The organism is Veillonellales bacterium, assembly GCA_039680175.1.
Classification (GTDB): domain Bacteria; phylum Bacillota; class Negativicutes; order JAAYSF01; family JAAYSF01; genus JBDKTO01.
The window spans coordinates 80,503-100,142 of record JBDKTO010000025.1 but is presented as its reverse complement, the minus strand read 5'-3'; the positions used below and the strand labels follow the sequence as shown (position 1 = coordinate 100,142).

The 19,640-nt window shown below is 42.3% G+C and carries 21 protein-coding genes; 4 read left to right on the top strand and 17 right to left on the bottom strand.

The genetic code is table 11. The features are described 5' to 3' along the window. The first annotated feature begins 88 nt into the window (after window positions 1-88). On the top strand, window positions 89-1,648 hold the full coding sequence (locus tag ABFC84_04260) for a sigma 54-interacting transcriptional regulator (protein MEN6411968.1): 1,560 nt from the start codon (window positions 89-91) through the stop codon (window positions 1,646-1,648). Between the two features lie 55 nt (window positions 1,649-1,703). Here ABFC84_04260 and ABFC84_04255 read toward each other — a convergent pair whose 3' ends face one another. The 11 genes from ABFC84_04255 to ABFC84_04205 form a co-directional block, all read right to left on the bottom strand. After that, the gene (locus tag ABFC84_04255; protein ID MEN6411967.1) at window positions 1,704-2,303 is read right to left on the bottom strand and encodes a GerMN domain-containing protein; all 600 of its coding nucleotides are present in this window, start codon (window positions 2,301-2,303) and stop codon (window positions 1,704-1,706) included. Next, window positions 2,300-3,445, bottom strand: a complete 1,146-nt coding sequence (locus tag ABFC84_04250; GenBank protein ID MEN6411966.1) for an N-acetylmuramoyl-L-alanine amidase — start codon at window positions 3,443-3,445, stop codon at window positions 2,300-2,302. Before ABFC84_04250 ends, ABFC84_04255 begins: the two co-directional genes overlap by 4 nt. Before the next feature lie 255 nt (window positions 3,446-3,700). Continuing rightward, window positions 3,701-4,051 (bottom strand): type II toxin-antitoxin system PemK/MazF family toxin, encoded by a 351-nt coding sequence (locus ABFC84_04245; protein MEN6411965.1) that lies wholly within the window; start codon window positions 4,049-4,051, stop codon window positions 3,701-3,703. Window positions 4,052-4,054: 3 nt separating this feature from the next. Next, on the bottom strand, window positions 4,055-4,327 hold the full coding sequence (locus ABFC84_04240) for a ribbon-helix-helix protein, CopG family (protein ID MEN6411964.1): 273 nt from the start codon (window positions 4,325-4,327) through the stop codon (window positions 4,055-4,057). Between the two features lie 86 nt (window positions 4,328-4,413). After that, entirely contained in the window at window positions 4,414-5,964 is a 1,551-nt protein-coding gene (locus ABFC84_04235; protein MEN6411963.1) for an NAD(P)H-hydrate dehydratase, read from the bottom strand. Then, window positions 5,942-6,343 carry a holo-ACP synthase gene (gene acpS / locus ABFC84_04230; GenBank protein MEN6411962.1) on the bottom strand — a complete coding sequence of 134 codons (402 nt, stop codon included), beginning with the start codon at window positions 6,341-6,343 and terminating at the stop codon, window positions 5,942-5,944. Before acpS ends, ABFC84_04235 begins: the two co-directional genes overlap by 23 nt. A 139-nt stretch (window positions 6,344-6,482) precedes the next feature. Beyond that, window positions 6,483-7,247, bottom strand: coding sequence for a flagellar motor protein MotB (locus ABFC84_04225; protein ID MEN6411961.1), 765 nt, complete (start codon window positions 7,245-7,247; stop codon window positions 6,483-6,485). Further along, window positions 7,247-8,032 carry a flagellar motor stator protein MotA gene (gene motA / locus ABFC84_04220; protein MEN6411960.1) on the bottom strand — a complete coding sequence of 262 codons (786 nt, stop codon included), beginning with the start codon at window positions 8,030-8,032 and terminating at the stop codon, window positions 7,247-7,249. The genes ABFC84_04225 and motA overlap by 1 nt, the downstream gene beginning before the upstream one ends. Window positions 8,033-8,258: 226 nt before the next feature. Then, window positions 8,259-9,299: a [FeFe] hydrogenase H-cluster radical SAM maturase HydE gene (hydE, locus tag ABFC84_04215; protein MEN6411959.1), complete on the bottom strand. Its 1,041-nt coding sequence runs from the start codon at window positions 9,297-9,299 to the stop codon at window positions 8,259-8,261. 141 nt (window positions 9,300-9,440) lie between these two features. Then, entirely contained in the window at window positions 9,441-10,208 is a 768-nt protein-coding gene (locus tag ABFC84_04210; GenBank protein MEN6411958.1) for a metallo-hydrolase family protein, read from the bottom strand. Window positions 10,209-10,405: 197 nt separating this feature from the next. Next, window positions 10,406-10,549 carry a hypothetical protein gene (locus ABFC84_04205; protein ID MEN6411957.1) on the bottom strand — a complete coding sequence of 48 codons (144 nt, stop codon included), beginning with the start codon at window positions 10,547-10,549 and terminating at the stop codon, window positions 10,406-10,408. A 572-nt stretch (window positions 10,550-11,121) separates the two neighbouring features. Here ABFC84_04205 and ABFC84_04200 point away from each other — a divergent pair. Both ABFC84_04200 and ABFC84_04195 read left to right on the top strand, forming a co-directional pair. Next, window positions 11,122-11,460 carry an AzlD domain-containing protein gene (locus ABFC84_04200; GenBank protein ID MEN6411956.1) on the top strand — a complete coding sequence of 113 codons (339 nt, stop codon included), beginning with the start codon at window positions 11,122-11,124 and terminating at the stop codon, window positions 11,458-11,460. 44 nt (window positions 11,461-11,504) lie between these two features. Continuing rightward, on the top strand, window positions 11,505-12,080 hold the full coding sequence (locus ABFC84_04195) for an HDIG domain-containing metalloprotein (protein ID MEN6411955.1): 576 nt from the start codon (window positions 11,505-11,507) through the stop codon (window positions 12,078-12,080). Between the two features lie 391 nt (window positions 12,081-12,471). Here the strand turns inward: ABFC84_04195 and ABFC84_04190 are convergent, their stop codons facing one another. Beyond that, on the bottom strand, window positions 12,472-12,672 hold the full coding sequence (locus ABFC84_04190) for a hypothetical protein (protein ID MEN6411954.1): 201 nt from the start codon (window positions 12,670-12,672) through the stop codon (window positions 12,472-12,474). Between the two features lie 337 nt (window positions 12,673-13,009). Here ABFC84_04190 and ABFC84_04185 point away from each other — a divergent pair, with 337 nt between their 5' ends. Next, a complete protein-coding gene (locus tag ABFC84_04185) occupies window positions 13,010-13,612 on the top strand; it encodes an SEC-C metal-binding domain-containing protein (protein MEN6411953.1) in 603 nt (200 codons plus the stop codon). Window positions 13,613-13,751: 139 nt separating this feature from the next. Here the strand turns inward: ABFC84_04185 and ABFC84_04180 are convergent, their stop codons facing one another. The 5 genes from ABFC84_04180 to ABFC84_04160 form a co-directional block, all read right to left on the bottom strand. Next, entirely contained in the window at window positions 13,752-15,704 is a 1,953-nt protein-coding gene (locus ABFC84_04180; GenBank protein MEN6411952.1) for a thioredoxin domain-containing protein, read from the bottom strand. A 22-nt stretch (window positions 15,705-15,726) separates the two neighbouring features. Next, window positions 15,727-15,939 (bottom strand): DUF255 domain-containing protein, encoded by a 213-nt coding sequence (locus ABFC84_04175; GenBank protein ID MEN6411951.1) that lies wholly within the window; start codon window positions 15,937-15,939, stop codon window positions 15,727-15,729. Between the two features lie 153 nt (window positions 15,940-16,092). Continuing rightward, on the bottom strand, window positions 16,093-17,958 hold the full coding sequence (locus tag ABFC84_04170) for a hypothetical protein (GenBank protein MEN6411950.1): 1,866 nt from the start codon (window positions 17,956-17,958) through the stop codon (window positions 16,093-16,095). After that, window positions 17,951-18,448: an ABC-three component system middle component 2 gene (locus ABFC84_04165; protein MEN6411949.1), complete on the bottom strand. Its 498-nt coding sequence runs from the start codon at window positions 18,446-18,448 to the stop codon at window positions 17,951-17,953. Before ABFC84_04165 ends, ABFC84_04170 begins: the two co-directional genes overlap by 8 nt. Further along, complete coding sequence (locus tag ABFC84_04160; protein MEN6411948.1) at window positions 18,432-19,523, bottom strand: ABC-three component system protein; 1,092 nt, start codon at window positions 19,521-19,523, stop codon at window positions 18,432-18,434. Before ABFC84_04160 ends, ABFC84_04165 begins: the two co-directional genes overlap by 17 nt. Window positions 19,524-19,640 lie beyond the last annotated feature (117 nt).

The window sequence follows — 19,640 nt, the reverse complement described above, 5'->3', positions numbered from 1 at the left end:
TGCCACCCTGATAAAAAAAGTTGTACCCTGTAAAGGTTTTTCCCATTTTTTAGCTAATCATATAGTAGCGCTAACAGGGAGGATTGCCATGGACATTTTACGCTTTAAACTGCCCAATATTGATCGGGTCGGCTTGGTACTGGACATTTCACAAATTCTAGCAGCTCACCAAATTAATATAACCGGGATGGAAGTAGAACGCAATACGACTTATCTGGAAATTGAACTTTCTTCAAAAGAGACGAAACACATTCTGTTCAATGCATTACAGCGCATTCCTCAAATTATCGATGTGATCGAAATCGAACTGCTGCCGCACCAGGAAAAAGCCGAACAGCTTAAGACCGTCTTAGCGTCCGTCAACGACGGCATTATCGCCGTTGATCATCAGGGCTATATTACCCAATATAACCCCGCCGCCGAAAAAATTGTCCATTTCCCGGCAAAAGAGGCAATCGGTAAATTTCTCACTGAAATATTCCCCCCTGATATACCACTCTTAGATGCGGTCAAACAAGGAACCGTCTACAATAACCGGGAAATTATGCTGCCGCGTACAAAAAGCCATTACCTGACAAGCGGCCGGCCAATCATGGATTCCACGGGCCATATCATTGGTGCCGTAGCTACACTGCGGGACATCAGCGAAGTCCGAAAAATGGTCTACAGCATTACCGGGCAATCCAGTCTCTCCTTTGGTGAAATGCTGTACGCCAGCGAAACCATGCAAAAAGTGGTATCCATAGCCAAAGCAATTGCCCATGGTGATTCCAGCGTGTTGATCCGGGGCGAAACAGGAACCGGTAAAGAACTATTTGCCCGGGCTATTCACGCTGCCTCACCGCGAACCAATAATATCTTTGTTCCTTTGAACTGTGCGGCCATCCCGGACAACTTACTGGAAAGCGAGCTATTCGGCTACAAGGAGGGTGCCTTCACCGGGGCGGTAAAAGGCGGTAAACCCGGTTTATTTGAATTTGCCAACCACGGAACGATTTTTCTTGATGAAATCAGTGAAATACCACTCCACCTCCAGGCAAAGCTGCTCCGGGTTCTGCAGGAAAACAAACTTCGCCGTCTTGGTGATAATCGGGAGATTAGTGTCGATGTACGAGTACTGGCGGCAACCAATTCCAGTTTGGAAAAAATGATGGAGGAAGGAAAATTCCGCGAAGATCTCTATTATCGGCTGAATGTCATTCCTTTATTCATTCCGCCGCTCCGGGAGCGGACCGAAGATATTCCGCTATTGTCCCAATTTTTCCTCCAGCGTTTCGCCGTACGGCTGCAAAAACCGGTCAGCACCATGAGCGAAACAGCCCTGACAAAATTGTCTCAATACCATTGGCCGGGTAATGTCCGGGAATTGGAGAATGTAATGGAACGGGCTGTCAATATCATCGATGGCACCATCTTACTTGCCAAGCATATCATTTTTGATCATGATTATACTCCCCGTGCTGCCGCACCGCTGCCTTTGGAAAAAAAGCTGGACGAATTAGTCGCCGAAGTGGAAAAGGACGCCCTTTTGAAAGCACTGACCCGATACCATACCTTGCGGCAGATGGGTCAAGCCCTTGGTCTTTCCCACACTGCCGTTCTCAAAAAACTGCACAAATACGCTTTGCCATTGCCGCGGAAAGGATAATAGAAAATGCAGCCGTCTTTTACGCGGCTGCATTTTATGTCCGTTCTCTTACCATTCACTTTTTGATAATTTTCTCGGAACGGCTCAGTGGTTCACTAATATCCATATGGCCGGAAATCGTATCAATATTTTTCCCCTCAACCAGGATCTGTACTTTATGCACTTCCTGAAATTCAGTCAGTGTATTTACAATAGCTCCCACTAACAGCATTTCTGCCGCCGATCCGCCCGTATTATTTTTAACTATTTTATCATTAAAATCCACATAGGCAATATGATCCTGTAACCAAAGATTTCTAACCTTCGTCCCCTTCGGAACGACGGACACCGTATTGGGCTTATTAGTTCCGGCCAGCAATAATTCCAGAGCCGTCCTGGCAGGATGATCATTTTTTGGCACAACATGTGCATCGGGAACCAGATACATTCCATTGGCAGTCGCCTGATAGACTGTAAGCCGCATTGTATTTGTACCTGGCACGGCATTCTCCGCAGCAGACGCTCCGTTTGCAGCCGTTTCCGCCGGCTGCGACGCACCGGCGGCCGGCGCTGTGGGTGACGCTGGTGTGGTAGCAGCAGGAGAAGCACATCCCCCAAGCAACGCGGTTAACAGCAACAGCACAACCGCGGCCACTTTCACTTTCCCCGTCATCATTGCCCACCTCCCATTCTAGAAGCCTGAGCAAAAAACCGTTCCAGTCCTTGTACAATCCCCTGTGCCATTTTCTGCTGAAACTGCTGCATTGTCAGCAATTTTTCTTCCTTCGGATTAGAGATAAAAGCCATCTCAATCAGTGCCGCCGGCATCATTGTGTGTTTAACAACGTAAAAATTAGCCTGATTAATGCCGCGATCATCCAGGCCGTCTGTCTGGACAATACAGTCCTGCAAACTTTGCGCCAATGTCCTGTCATAAGCGGATTTTGGATAATAATACGTAGACGTGCCGCCTACAGCCGGACTTGTAAACGAATTAGCATGAATACTTACAAAAATATCGGCTTTATTGCTATTACCAACCTGAGCCCGGGCACGAAGCTCGTCCACCGCACTGTCGTTGGGAGCAAATACATCCCGATCATCGCTGCGAGTCATCAGTACTTTCGCTCCGGCCCGCTCCAGCAGGGCCTGCACCTTTTGGGCGACTGCCAGCGTAACTGTTTTTTCCTGAACCTGGGCAGGGCCAATGGCACCCGAATCCGTACCGCCATGCCCCGGGTCAAGAGCTATCACCTTGCCGCTGAGACCCGGGGTGAATTTAATATTTGCCGACTGAACCGGCTTGTTTATATCAATAACTACCCGGAAAGGTTTATTGGCTTTTATATCCTGAGGCAACGTAAATACCCGGTAATCATTATTATCAATCATATTGGGAAGATCAATCAATACCTGACTATTATCCTCCACCGCAGACAGCGTGGCCTGCTGGGCTATTTGTCCGTCAAGCTGCAGGCAATCGGAGGCCGTACCTGTACCGGCCCCTTTAATATTGACGGTCAGCTGAGGCGCCGGCGATGCACTAACGGAAGCGTCTACCTTTACCGGGCCAGTCACATCGATAACAACTCTTAATCGGCTGGCTCCAGTAACTGCATCGTTATGAACGGCGAAGCGAAGATTCGTCAGCTCCGGTTTTGCCAAAGCCCCTTTCATCGCGGCAGCATCTGTTTTTAACACAGACAGTTGAGCAGCCGGCACTGCCATAGGTGTGGTAGCGGCAGGGAGCTTTGCCGAAGCGATCTGTGGAACAAGTGAAAATAGCAACAAGAAAAGAAACGCAACAATACGCTGCAATTGAACACCCCCTGGCAAACCAAAAAAATTCCTCTATGTCTTGCATGTCTTAAATTCGACGCGTTTTTATATATTTCGTGCTTGAATCGCAATTTCCTGCACAGCCTTTGTCACAATAAAAAAAAAAGCCAGGCAAGCATCCGCCTTCCCGGTTTTTTTCTATGATCTGTCGAAGCAGCTGCTCAGCCGCATCACGGGCGAAATATGTATCTAAACTAAAATAGGCAGTCGCCCGCCTATTATCGACAAATTAGATTAAATTTGCACCAAGCCTATGCTAATCCGCAGCGCTTCATCCACCTTAGTCATAAATTCCTCGCCTAAATGAGTCACTTTTTCCTTGAGACGCCGCTTGTCAATAGTACGCAGTTGTTCTAATAAGATCACCGAATCCTTCTCCAGATTATACTGTTTAGCACTTACTTCCACATGCGTCGGCAGTTTTGCTTTAGAAATCTGTGATGTAATAGCTACTACAATAACAGTCGGACTATATTTATTGCCAACATCATTTTGAATCACGAGAACAGGACGATGTCCCCCCTGCTCCGATCCCACCACCGGACTTAGATTGGCATAATAAATATCCCCACGCTTCACGATCATCTGCTATTCACGCTCCGCCAATAAGGTGGGCATTCCAAATGCATCCGAGTCAATCATAAGACCTTCCTCGGCTAATGTCAAATTAATTGCGGCCATCTCCTGATAGCCCTTTCGCATCATGTCCCGTACTGCCTTGCGTTTTCGATCTTCTATATACAAACGCATCGCATCCCGTACAAATTGGCTGCGGCTAAGTTTTTCCATGGCAATAATACCATCGACTTCCTGCAACAAGCTATTTGGGATACTAATCATAATACGCCTCAGTTCCGCCACGCCTTCACCCCCGCCAATTAGCAACCTGCTCTTTTTATAACTTTATTATATTATTTTATATATATCAATGTCAATTTTTTTATATACTATACAGTCTGAATTCCCAATATTGCTGCTGGTAATGCCTGGATGACATCGCTGGCTGTAAGACCAATTCCCCCGTTGTGCGCCGCAATATCCCCGGCAAGGCCATGAATATATACTCCCGCCACCGCAGCCGCATGACTGGATAACCCCTGGGCAATAAAAGCGGCAATCACTCCGGTTAGCACGTCACCCGTTCCTCCTGTAGCCATCCCGGCATTGCCGGTGGTATTGATATACACCTCGCCATCAGGAAAAGCTATCACCGTGCGGGCCCCTTTTAATACGACAATACTGCCCCACTGACCGGCTGCCTGTCTGGCTATGCCGATACGATCCTGATTAATCCTTTCCGGCGATAAGCCAATAAGCCGGGCCATTTCACCAGGATGGGGAGTAAGAACCGCCACACCGCTTAAATCGGGCAGGATCTCTGTAAATCCGACCAGAGATTGCAGCCCATCCGCATCAATCACCAACGGACAGGAAACGCTTTTGACCAACTCACGAACAGCCGTCATCGTCTCTTCCTGCCGTCCGATTCCCGGACCAATTGCCAGCACATTGCATTCACCGGCAAATTCCTCAATATAAGGGACGGCCTTACGACCAATGGCTCCCTTAATTATTTCCGGCAAAGGCTTTGTCATCACTTCTGTCAGCTTGGCCTCCATAATATCATGAAGGCTTTCACCAATTCCCAGCGTTACCAGCCCCGCCCCGGCACGCAGCGCCGCCTGAGAAGACAACGCGGCCGCCCCGGTTAACCCTTGTGAACCGGCAACGATCAACACCTTGCCGCAGCTTCCCTTATGTGCATCCGCCTGTCTTGGGGGCAGTAAATTGCGAACTTCAGCCGCGGTAATCATATTTTGCTTGATTTCGTTATCAAGCAGCAAGGAAGAAGGAAGCCCAATATTGGCAACCGTTATCGCACCGGCATACGCGGCTCCCGGGTAAAGCAGCAAGCCCGGCTTAGGAAGTCCCAACGTAACCGTATGACAAGCCTTGACCGCACCGCCGCGAACCTGTCCGGTATTCGCATCAACCCCGGATGGAATATCCACGGCGACGATTGCTCGTCCTGAGTTGTTCATGATTTCAATTGCCCGTGCTACTTCGCCATCAATTGCTCCCCGGAATCCCGTACCCAATATTCCATCCAGCAGACAATCGGCAAAAGCAACGGCAATTTTTACCTGATCCCAATCCCGTTCACTGGTGATTTCCAGTATATTGATCTCCATATTTGTAATAATATCCAGGTTGATTTTCGCATCGCCAGTTATATTTTTGCTGCTGCCCAGCAAGAACACCTTCACCTTGGCCCCCTGATTGAAAAGATGCCGGGCCACAACATACCCGTCACCGCCATTATTCCCCTTACCGGCAAAAATACAAATCTTTTTCCCCGGCACTTCCCCTAAAATGCTTTGAATCTTCCGGGCGATTTCCCCACCGGCATTTTCCATTAATACGATGCCTGGAATACCATAAAGCTGAGTCGCGGTCTGATCAATTTCTCTCATTTCAGCTGCCGTAGTTGCTTTCATTTGATTCACTCCTCCACAATATTGCCTGTGCGGCGGCATATTCCCGTGCATGTGTCAATGAAATATGTATCTTCGTTATACTGCGCTTTTCGGCCAACCTAGCGAAATATCCCGTGAGCTCTACCTGGGGACAGCCTAAAGCATCGTTTACAATATCAATATCCTGCAGACTGCCGCCGCTAAGCCCGGTACCGAATGCCTTTAAAACTGCCTCTTTCCCGGCAAAACGAGCCGCATAAGACGCCGCCCGCTGGGCGCCTCGCTCATCGCAATAGCTTCGTTCCCTGGCGGTAAACACCCGGCGTATAAAAGCTTCACGGCTAATAGCCTGCGCCACACGGCCAATTTCGATAATATCAATACCGACACCAACAATCATGCTGTCACCTCATTACAAGCGCAATATACTTTTATTCTAACAGCCTACCCGCTATTTTTCCAGACACCTGTTTCTACCCTGATGCAAATATAGAAAAAACCTTGTTCCTCGACAAGGCTTTTTCTATATTTGTGCAGCATTACTTTCGATAATTTCTGACAATCAGTACCTCCACCCGCCTGTTTTTTGCCTTTCCCTCAGCCGTATCATTTGCCATAATCGGTCGAAACTCCCCATAACCGGTTGCACTGAAACGTTCCGGCTGCAAACTTTTTTCCTGAGCCAGAATAAATTTCATAAAATTGACTGCCCGCTGGGAACTCAATTCCCAATTAGAAGGGAACTCCCGCGTATTGATCGGCACATTATCGGTATGTCCGGAGATAGTCACTTTCTGCTGTAATGGTACCAGCATCTTCGCCACCACGGCAGCCAAGCGCTGAGATTCAGGCAAAAGTTCGGCACTGCCGGAGGGAAATAACGCCGTATCCTTAATGCGAACCATCAGCCCATCCTCTGTTAATGCGGTTTGCAGATCACCAGTGAGATTGTTCTCGTCAATGTATCTATCAATCTTTTTTTTAACCTCCGACAGCTGCACAGTCTCCCTCATAGCTGCCTCTTCTCCGCTCTCCGTAAAACTGTCTTGCGACGAATCCGGGGGTTTGACATCAGGAGTCTCCGGCGCTATCCGATAGCTGTCCAATACCGCCGGACTGCCGCTGCCGAAAGTGTTGCTAAAAGACATTCGAATCTGGTCAAACTTTTTTTGGTCAACCTGAGCCGATGCAAACAAAACAATAAACAAAGCCAGCAAAAGTGTCAAAATATCAGAATAAGGTACCAGCCATGTCTCATCCATATGCTCTTCGGGCGGTTTGCCATGATGCTTCCGTTTTGCCATTAGGGTTCCTCCGTTTTAGGCTTTAATTGCGCACGCTCCTTCAAAGGAATAAATACCAGCAGCTTGGCTTCAATCGCAGTCGGTGAATCACCGGCCTGAAGGGATAAAATTCCTTCGATCATCATTTTTTTGATTTCCGCTTCTTTCTTGGACAGCAGTTTTAATTTATTGGCAAAGGGATGCCAAATTACATATCCGGTGAATATACCCAGCAAGGTAGCCACAAATGCCGCCGCAATCGAATGGCCCAGTTTTTCGATATCATCCAGATTGCCCAAGGCCGCGATTAAACCAACAACCGCACCCAGCACTCCCAGAGTCGGCGCATATGTGCCTGCCTGGGAAAAAATAAGGACACCATTGCGATGACGTTCTTCCATACTTTCAATTTCAGCATCCAATACATCGCCGACAAATTCGGGATCCAAGCCGTCGATAACCATACTTAGACCATTCTTCAAAAACGGATCGCGAATTTCCTCCACCCGGCTTTCCAAAGCCAAAATGCCTTCCCGGCGGGCAGTTTGGGATAGTTCTACAAACAGCGGCAACAGCTCCGTTTTAGATACTAACTCTTTCTTTTTGAACAATTCCTTGACCAAACTAGGAAATGGCTTTAGCTGCTCCATGGGAAAACCATTAAACAAACAAGCTGCTGTTCCGGCAATAATAATCAAAAATGCTGCCGGATTAATCAGTACCGACATACTAGCTCCCTTAAGAGCCATGCCAAAACCGACCGCCGAAAATCCAAGCACAACGCCGATTACTGTGGATTTTTCCAATCTCCAGGCCCCCTACTGTCTAATCTAGATTCAATAAAAAACAATTTATTGCACGATTTTATTTAAAAACATCAGGTGGAACTATATTAGAATTTTAGCACTTTTAGGGTAATTTTGTCTACCTATTCATGGAAACAGCGAATTACCACTTCTTGACGCAGCATGACCTGCAAAACGAAGTGCTCCGGCTGATAAATCAGCAGAGCTAAAAATAACCTATCGGCATTCACACCCCTGCCTTCTTATGGCCGCCATATCCCTGGGATATGGTACGCCCGATACTGCGAATTTTACCGCCAATGCAGCTGCGGCAGCGAGCCGGAGTATCATTCAGGCAAATTTTCCCGGGGTACAAAGCATACAGCCGGCGATATTCTCCTTCCGTTACGTTTGGCATAACCACGTTGGCGCCGCTTTGCAACGCAATCATGCGTCCCTGACTATTCAGCGTCTCCATAGCCGTCGTTGCCGGAATATTGATATCAGGCATCAAGAGCCTGGTAATTGCCATCACTTTTAAGCTGATCTCAAAAGAACCTCCCGGCTGATCATGCAGCGGTGTATCCTGATTGGGAATAAAAGGTCCTAATCCTATCATATCCGCCGCAATTTCTTGAAAAAAAAGGATATCCCCGGCCAAAGATTCCATCGTCTGTCCCGGCAGGCCGACAAGGCAGCCCGTTCCTACTTCGTAGCCAAGCTCCTTTAAATCTTCCAGACAGCGTTTTCGATTCGCCAGGCTCATGCCCGGATGCAGCGAGTGATATAAGGCTTCATCTGTGGTTTCAATCCGGAGTAAATACCGATCCGCACCGGCAGCCCGGTATGCTTTGTATTCTTCGCGGGTTTTTTCGCCAATACTCAGTGTAATCGCCAAATCCAGTTTTTTAATTTCTCTGATCAGCTGTTCCAGTACCGGAACAGTATAAAACATATCCTCACCGGATTGCAGTACGACTGTTTTATAGCCATAAGATTTCGCCTTTGCCGCGAACTCAACTATCGTATCCGGCTGCAGCCGGTAGCGTTTTATCTTTGCATTATCCCGCCTAAGGCCACAATAACAGCAATTTTGCTTACAAATATTAGAAAATTCAATCAATCCCCGCAAGTGAACCTCATCGCCGACATACCGATGCCTGACGTGATCTGCTGCAGCAAATAAGGCGGCGCTGCTATCCTGATCTGTTAACAGTACAACGATTTCAGTCTTTGCAAGCTGATGCCGTGTTTCCGCCTTGTGGATTATGTTCTCTATTGCTGACAAATTATCCACCCCCTCTATCTCGCCACACATACGCATGCCTGTACTGGGACTGTCTCTATTTTAAATCACTTTTTCCTAAAGATAAATAGGTCTTCAGGCACAAAAAAAAAAGCAGAACTCCCCATAAGTCCCGCCAATTAATTATTTCCGTCGTAATGCATTATAAAGTTTTGCCGATATCCCGGCGATAAAATCGCTGGCGTATTGTTCCGAATTGCCGGTGACAGTGTAGGCGCTAATCAAAATTGGATCTCTGCCATCGTCTACCACACCGACATCACATAATACATCATCCAGCTCACCGACTTTATGCATTACCGGCGTCAGCATGTAGCGGGGTATTTCATCATGAAAAATGGTATTGGCAAGCTCATCCTTTAGAACCTTTGACTTCTCTCTGTCTAAATATTTCTCCCGGTAAATATTTTCAAACACCTTAGACATCTCATAGGGAGTCGTCACACTATGGTATTGATACCGCTGAAAAGCTTCCTCACTATGTATCTGCGTCTGCTTGAGCCGTAAATCCTGAGCCACCTTTTTTAAGGCATCCGGTTTATACAAACTAATTTCGCTCAGCAGTTCATCAAAAGAAGCATTGTCGCTGATTGTCAGCATGTATTTGACATCAGAGTCATACAATTCCTTCTTCTCACCATCCGCTCTGTTGTATAAATATTTATAAGCAGCAAGAGCCACCACCAGCTTACTGGTAGAAGCAGTAGGAAAAATTTCATCTTTATGATAATCAATCACCTTACCGGTTCGCAAATTTTTTGCATAAATTCCGACCCGGCCATCAAATCCCCTGATATCGTTATTGATCTCACGTTCTAACGGCGAAGCGGCAAATACGCTGGAGGCGGTAACCGTTAATACAATAACCAATGCAACAATCCGTTTCAGCACATGTTCACCCCCTAATAAAGCTCTCTATTACTTTACCATAAAACAGCGGCAATGGCGATAAGATCGGCACTCGCAAAAATCAGAGTAAAAGTACCCTGATTCCGCTCCGATGCAATGTTATATTGTGTACCCCCTTAATTATACTAATAAGAACTTGGATTTCAAGGTTACTGTAAAAAGAAACAGAGCCAAAAAGTCTAGAATAAACAGACTTTCTGGCTCTTATTTATTTTGCAGTTCTGATGTGCTAAACCATTTTCAACTTGCGTTTCTTTTGCAACAGCTTCGCTGCCGCGCTTGATGGCTTCTCTCACCATCGAACCGACTTCGCCTGTCGTCACGTCGCTCCAGTGATATGTTCGCACATAACCCTTTTTTATTTAAATCACGATGACCATGACTGCTCCACTATCCCACTTTTAAGGATAATAGTTAATTATAACACAGGTAAGTAACTTGTCATGCTTATTAATATAAGCATGATGCACAGAGGAATCAAAGTAGATTGAATCCCCTTCTAATAGTGTGTATTCTTTTCCCTTCGTTTTTAAAAGCAGATCCCCGCTGGAAACATAAATATATTCCTGAGATTTTTCCGAATGCCCAATAGATTCATTTGATGAATGAGGGTCTAATTCTATACGAAACATTTCAAAGTTACGAGTAGGATTACTTGTAAAATGTGGGAAAGAAAAAAAGGGATTGACTTTGTTTTAACTGCATTATTCGTAGTCATTTTTCTAAGCCAGTGGAATGAATCAAAAAATCATTTACCGTCTTGCGTCGGGATATTATCCTCAGTTATTTGCTTATTGATTTTTGGACCGAACAAATTCATGATTCCGGCAATGATCCTTATAATATTGAACCTTACCATATTAAAAAATCATTCTGAAAGTAGATCGATGGCAAAATGACCATGACTTTAGGGCAAAGCATCCTAATAATTATTACGGTTGTCTTAGGAACTGTAACTACAAGATTTTTACCTTTTATACTGTTTCCTGCAAATAAAACACCGCCAACCTACATCCAATATCTAGGTAAAGTATTACCTTCCGCCGTAATCGGTTTATTAGTAATTTATTGTTTAAAAGATATGTCTTTCTTTTCAGGCTCCTATGGGTTACCAGAGATACTTTCAATTTTATGTATACTTATCTTTTATTTTTGGAAGAAAAATGCTTTAGCATGTATTTTCTTAGGTACAATAATTTATATGATGTTAGTACAATTTGTTTTTGTCACATAATATATCAAAATATATCAAATTATATTTTAAAAGGGAGAATTAATATGGACAAAGAACTTACACGACAGGAAGCTTGGGATCTATTAACGGAATATACTAAAACCACCGCATTACAAAAACATGCGCTTGCTGTTGAAGCTGTTATGAAGCATTTTGCGGAAATTGATGGCAAAGATGTTGAAAAATGGGGTATAGTGGGTCTTTTACATGATTTGGACTATGAAAAATACCCTGAAGAACACTGTCAAAAAGCAGCAGAGATATTGAGGGCTAGAGATATAGCTGAGGAATATATTCATGCCATTTGCAGTCATGGTTACGGAATATGTTCTGATATAGAACCTCAAAACAAAATGGAAAAAATACTATATACAATCGATGAATTAACAGGACTTATTACAGCAGCTTGTCTTGTTCGACCATCTAAAAGCATACTGGATTTAGAAGTTAAATCAGTAAAGAAAAAATATAAGCAGTCAAGTTTTGCTGAGGGAGTTAATCGATCAATAATTGAAAAAGGATGCAAACTTTTAGATGCTGATCTCAATTATATGATTCAGGAAACAATTCTTGGTATGAGAGAGAATGCTAAAGAAATTGGTCTAAAAGGAAATCTATAAACTTAACGTTTACTAAATAGTTGGGTCTGCGGATAATTTTGTGTAACTTGAATTTCCTTACGACAAGAAATAGTGACTTTGTTAAAAATATTTTTATTCATTGCCCCTTGTTCTATCTCTTTCCTGGGCGGGACAGAAGTATGCACGCGTTAGCGTGAAAGCGTGAATGCTTCCGTCTTGCCTGGGAAATCCCACTTTAAAGGGGCAATTAACCTGCGTAACGATCCTCAAAAAGTATAGCTAAGTGGTTCAAAACCATATCCTAATCCCGATAACGCTGCGTCCATTTTTTGACGATATTATTCGACGCCAAGTACAACATTTTGCGTAAAGCATCATCATGCGACAACAAAATGCCCTGAATTTTTAAAAACTCAGGGCATTTTTTCATTTATTTAGCATTTTGATGAACTGCACCATTAACCTTTGCTTCGTCCGATATCGCCTGTTCACCACGCCTGATAGCTTCTCTAACCATCGAGCCAACTTCACCCGTGGTAACATCACTCCAATCACCATCTGCCGTTCTATCACCAAATCCAAGATCATTTGCTAATTTCTGTTTTGTTTCTTCGGACATTACTTTACCCATACATTAGCCACCTCCATCTATAATTTTTGGAAGCCTATGTATAGTATTTGCCGTTATATCAAAAGCTATTCTGTTAAAAAAGGTTATATGGTTACTTCATACCAGTCACCATCTGCTACTTTATCGCCAAAACCTAGGTCATTGGCTAATTTTACTTTTGTTTCTTCCGACATAACTTTTCCCATAAATACCCACCTCCATTATATATTTCAGGAAGCCTATAACTATTCTTTGTTTATCCTGCAAAAATTATTTCTTAAGCTAATTCTAAGCAGGTTTATTTCCTTTCCGCCTTTTTGCTGTTATAATAAGCCTATTATACTATTGGGAGGAACACATGAAGATTAGAGTACCAAAAAAGCTGACCAAAGAAATTGAAAAGCTTTGCTATGAAATTAATCCCGGCGAGCAGCCTGTTTATATACCTGTAGATAATAAAACGGTGGTTGCAAGTGATGCAGACTGCGTCGAAATGGTTGCCCTCAAGATGTTAAAGGACGGTGGCAGCTTCCAATTCGGCTGGGCCATCTGGGAATGGCCGGACGTTATGCTCGAAGCTGAATTCTGGGCCGTATGGGTAAATGACGACGGGCAGCTGGTGGATGTTACGCCTCGGGGAAGAGGAGAGAATCTGCTATTTATTATTGACAACAAGACAAAATTTGAAGGCAAGCCAATAGACAGTATGCTAAAACCATTAATAGAACATCCACTTGTTCTCGAGTATATCAACATAAATAAAAAAATTTGGCAGCAAGCCGACGCACTTACTGAGGCCGGTAAAAGTGCCATGGCTATCTGCGAAATTCTTGCACCGGTAATTGATAAAAAGGATGCTTTGGAAAGAGAGATCGAAGAAAAAATATCAGGCGGCATAGGCCGTAACGACTTGTGTCCCTGCGGCAGCGGTAAAAAGTTTAAGAATTGCTGCGGCCATTAATAAGTTCTTGCGCTTTTTATGGTGTGTGTCTATTACGAACATGCCATCAAATTCATGTTACACACAATAACAAATGCCCCGAAGTTTATTATCTGAACTTCGGGGCATTTGTTATTTATTTTATTTTTAACCAATATATTTATTGTGCAAAATTGGCGTTTGCGGTCTGCTGTAGATCCTGCAGATAACGGCTAATATCAGTCACAGGGGCTCGGCAGGTAAAATTTTCGCAAATATAGGCAGTCGGCCTGCCTTCTAATGCCGGCTGCTGACTTACGTCCGGCAATATAGCACTAAGCAATTCCGGTTGGTCTGTATCATGATAAATCACGCTGGTATTGGGCGAGAAATACCGTCCCGGACTTGTCAGCATCGTCCAGGTATTAGCGGAATCCTTCGACCCGGCGATAACAATCTTTTTATATGGCGCCCAATAATATTCCAGTGCCATCATAAAAAAGGTAAAAGCTTTCGGATACTTGCCTGCTTCTGCCGAGAAGGCCCGAATTTGCTGAGCCGCCATATCCATCAGTTCCTTGTTTTCTGTCATTCGCGCCAGCTTTAATAATGCCAGGGCCGCAACAGAATTTCCTGACGGAATAGCGCCATCATACAATTCTTTCGGCCGGGAAATCAATTGCTCCCCATCATCTCCATAGAAGAAAAATCCTCCATTCGCTTCATCCCAGAATAATCGTTTCACTTCAGCACTCAATTCCAAAGCCCATTTCAGATAAGCCGGTGAAAATACAGTCTCATACAATTCCAATGACGCCCATAATAAAAAAGCATAGTCGTCCAAATAGGCCGGATGAACCGCTTCCCCTTGACGAAACCGGGCAAGCAGCCGCCCCTCTCCATCAATAAGCTTGTCCATGATGAATTCAAGTCCGCGCTGCGCCGCTTCAGCATAAGCAGCCGAATCAAGTATCCGGCCTGCCTTGGCAAATGCTGCAATCATCAATCCATTCCAGGCAGTCAATATTTTGTCATCCTTGTAGGGATGAACCCGCTGTTCACGATATTGGAACAGTTTCGCCCGTCCATCACATAATAGCTGATTGCATTCGGTCTCACTCATTCCGACTTGAGCGGCAAAATCGCCGGTGTTCCGGTCAATTGTATTTAAGATATTGGTTCCATGCTCAAAATTGCCTTGAAGAGTAACATGATAATAGTCGGAAAATATTTTTCCTGACTCTCCGCCTAAGACACTCATAATTTCTTCTCTGGTGAAAACGTAAAACTTTCCTTCTTCTCCTTCCGAATCGGCATCTTCCGCCGAATAGAAACCTCCCCGCCCATCGGTCATATCCCGCAGCACATAAGTTAATATTTCATCGGCTATCCTGGCATAGTATGATTTGCCGGTACACTGATAGGCTTCTAAATACGTGCAGCACAACAGGGCATTATCATATAACATTTTTTCGAAATGAGGCACCAACCACTTTTCATCCGTCGAATATCTGGCAAAACCATATCCCAGGTGATCGTAAATCCCACCCTGCTGCATAGCTTGCAGCGTTTTTTCTACCATTGCCAACGCCTTAGGATTTCCTGTCCGATGCCAATACCGCAATAAGAACATCATACTATGCGGTGCGGGGAACTTAGGGGCCGGACTAAAACCGCCGTATTGTACTTCAAAACTATCTTCCAATTGCCGAAAAGCATCCTCCACAATTTTAGGAGATAATTGACCTTGACGCGGCTTTTGCTCCTGCTTGCGTAAAATGCCAGCAATTTCTTCCCCAAGATCTAAAATACTTTGCCGATGATCGCGCCAGCGTTCCTGTATCGCAGATAAAACATTCAGCAACCCCGGTCTGCCCCATTTGCTGCTTTTAGGAAAATAAGTACCGGCAAAAAAGGGCTTTTTCTCAGGAGTCATAACGATTGTTAAAGGCCACCCTCCCTGCCCGGTCATTGCCTGACAAACAGACATATAGATATGATCCACATCCGGACGTTCCTCACGGTCTACCTTAATGGAAACAAAATCACGGTTCAACACGGCCGCAACTTCCTCATCCTCAAATGACTCCCGCTCCATAACATGACACCAATGGCATGTCGGTAAAAGTAACATCCTTTACTCATTTTTAGCTTCACTACGAATAGCCCACGGACAAAAACACAGCCTTACTCTCCCTCTGTGCTTTCTGAAATGCTTCTTCACCCCAAGGATACCAATCTACTGGATTATAAGCATGCTGGAGTAAATATGGACTCTTTTCGTGGATTAGGCGATTAGGCTTGTTGGTATTACGACTGTTAACATCGTGATTCTTGGTCTTCGGATCGTAATAGGGCTTGTTTTCCATGACTATTCCTCCCAATAATTTATATGGTTAGATTGCCCTTTATAAGAAAAAACCTGCATGGAAAATTCGTCCATGCAGGTTTAAAACTAAATATTATGCCGAAATCAGAAACACAATTATTGTACATTCTCTAAAATGAGTTTCTCCCATAGTTTAGTTTTTAGGAATAAATCCGGTCCTATCTATGTCATCATTCCCAGTAAAATGATGATAATTTATATTTGAAACTGATTTTGGAGGAACAACATTATCAAAAATAATTATTTGACAATCATTATTTATTTTTGATAAGTTTTCGAAAAATGACCGTTTTACATTATCTATAACTTCCTCATTAATCTCTCCTTGTTTCTTATCTTTTTCTTTATAAGTAGTTAATGGTGAATCTACTATGATAAATGTAGGATGTGGCAAATTTCTGTTAAGGCAGTATTGCATAGCAGCTATAATAAAAGCTGTGTTAATAACCGCACGAGCGCCTTTCCCAAAAGAAGATTTTTCTTTATCTCCAACAATTACATCATTTTTGTACAAATCAAATTTCACATTTAATTTTTCAAAATTCCATTCAGATAAGAGATTTTGTATGTTATCACAAAGTGCTTCTAGCAACTTCATTGGAAGCTGCTCTATTTCAGTGACATTACCAGATGTTTTCGGGGTGGATATTTTGTCATTAAGATCATTAATACGCTTATTTAACGATTCTAGTCTCTCTCGATTGTTATTAATTTTAATAAAGAACTCTTTTATATCAAAAAGATGCTTTAATTCATCTAACGTCTTGGTAACAATCGGGGCTAGTTCCGTTGTCATACGCTGTTCTGATGCCGCTATTTCACTTTGTTTACTTTCAATTTCTTTATCCAGAATTATAATATCATTATAAAAATCATTTATGGTATCCTGCAAATCCGATAACTGCATACTCAATTTTTTCTTTTCTTTTTCCAAAGCTATATAATACACTGATTTATCCGCCAATACCATATCATTATAAAATTCGTTTGATGAGTGACATATTGGACATTTTATACTGACTAGCTGATCTGTATAACAATGTGCTTCTTCAATGAATTCCAAGCGTTCAATATCAGAATTATAATTTTTTTTAAGCAAATTAAACTTCTTAGCATTTTCTTCAATGCGTTCTTTCTTTTCTGACAATGCACAACATTCATTCTTAAGGGTTTGGTATATTTTTTCTTCTACTGCAATTATTTTTTTCTTTTCTTCAACAATAGCCTTTAAATGGTTTATGCTATAATTTACGTCGTCATAATTTTTCCCGTGAGTATACTGCATACTATCGCTAATTTCTTGTCTTAATGTATCACATAGAGTATATAATTCTTCAATCTGTCCTCTAAGTTTAGCCCTAGCTATTTCTGGATTTTCAGTAATATTAGATTTTTTATAATCATTACCTCTAATCAACGTATGAAAGGCGGTTGCCTCTGAAGTTCTAGAAGGATCTTTTTTACTATCGGATGTATATACTGGAGAATTTTTTCCAACAACTTTAGTTTCATTTAGCATAGTAAGATGTACAAAATCCCTAAAAGAAAAAGATCTGGTTTTACCTTTCGAAGCAGACGATAACACATTTTCATATTTACAGTTGCATAAATCAAGAAGCAACTTAGATATACTGTTTTTAGCATTATGTTTACTTGATAATATTTCAGTATTGCCGTTTCTGATGTTATCAATATCAGAAAATATATGATAGATTTTACTTTTTTCCATCTCATTTAAACTACGCTGCAACGTCGAAATCTGTTTATTTCCATTATTTTCGATTTCCAGAAAAACCATATCATATCCATTAGCTTCATTTGGTTTAGATGGTATATCCCTTGCTCCTAAAACATAGTTAATACATTCGAACGCAAAGGATTTACCTGTATCTGATGCACCAGCCACAACATTTAGTCCTTTATCAAAAGTCAAGATAGCATCTTTTTTTCCCTCACCTCTGACAACTAATTTTTTCAAATTAAATCCATAGTTAATCATTAAAATCAGTCCTTACGAAGCGTTCTTGTTCAAACTCTCCCGCCCAATTACCTATATTATCAGAAACAAATTTATACAAAGCGTTATCCGAAAAGCTTAAAAATTTCTGCTTTATTATTGATATGTTAGCTTTATATTGACTGGAGTAACTACTATCAAACATCTTTGTAAAGTTATCCGTTATTTGATTTCTTTCATAGAATATTCCTTGCCTTGTATACCTAACATTCATGAGTCCTCTATTGATCATAAGGTTAATGCCATCTCTAATAATTTCGCGTTTAACAGCTATTTCAGAAGAATGATGAGGATTAGAAGGATGTAAACTTATATATTCAGCATTAATATCGCTAAGATGCAGTGAAAGATAATCATAATACATCAGTCTTTGTAAGCTCATTTTATGTTGGCATTCTGACAAAACAAACAATATTCTGACACCAATTTCTTCTGGAGTATTAAAAACATGAACATTATTTATCTTTATCATAAATCCATTTCAGCTCCTCATCGTTAACAAGTTCATGACAAATCCCGCTTTTATCCATTATGCTAACGTTTTTCAATTCTTCATTAGCAACTGAAAGTAACTGTGCTTTGTTAATAGTACCATTAACACGATCAAAACTATCTTCATACGATTTTTCACATATGTCAACAACTCCATGATATATATCTGTTTTTATTTGCAAATAAGCATCATCATTGATTAGTTCATCACGAGCAAACCTTTTTAACGATTGAGCTGAATAAAAACAAGCACGTTGTCTCTTAAAATGTGAATGTAACTGTTTTTTATTTTTCAGGACTTCAATTGTTGGAATATCTTCTTTTGCATGTCCACCATATACAGATAATAATTGTTGCACATATGGCATAGTTTGTTCTTCAACACCAACCTGCTCCGGTGGTTGTTGCACAATAGGACGTTTCTTTAATCCTCCACCAAAATGATATTTAAACCACGGAGTTGACGAAAACTCTTCTATTAATCTAACTGGCGAAACTTCGGAAATAATCGAAAAATCAAATTGCTCTATATATGTTTTCAGTTCAGGAGTCAATGGTACTCCTTTATCTGTGATCTTTTTCTTTTTTGCACAACATGCATTCCAATTTCTAATTAACACATCGTTAATTGTTTCTGGATTTTCAACTAATTTCCTTAGACTTTGCCCAATTCCATAACTCGCGACAATAAAATATTTTCTGGGTATCCTATACTCTTGGATGAACGTATAATAACATAATTTTCCGAATTCTGTCATATATACACCTGGAGTTAGAGGATCTTTATACCTTTTACATTGAAAAATATCAAAATTCAACTTTGTTTGGTCCAAATAAGCAACCAAGTCTCTTCCAGAATCTCGTGAACCACCCAATTGAACAACATCAAAGTATTCTTCTCTTTCTGATAAGCAGCTATATGCCCATTCGCAAGTAATGTCCTCAAATTCATCTTCTGAAATTGTTCTAAGACGAACCAACGGATCAACGCTTGAGTCAAAGACCACACTCGCATTTATGGGTTTGGACGGCTGTTTTAATGGAATTGCATCCATATTATATTCCTCCTTAGCACATAGCTAAACAGTTACAATCTCGATTTTTAAATTTGAATCAATAAATACATACCAGAATCGCATGGAATGGTTCTTCCCATTGATTCAGTCCCACAT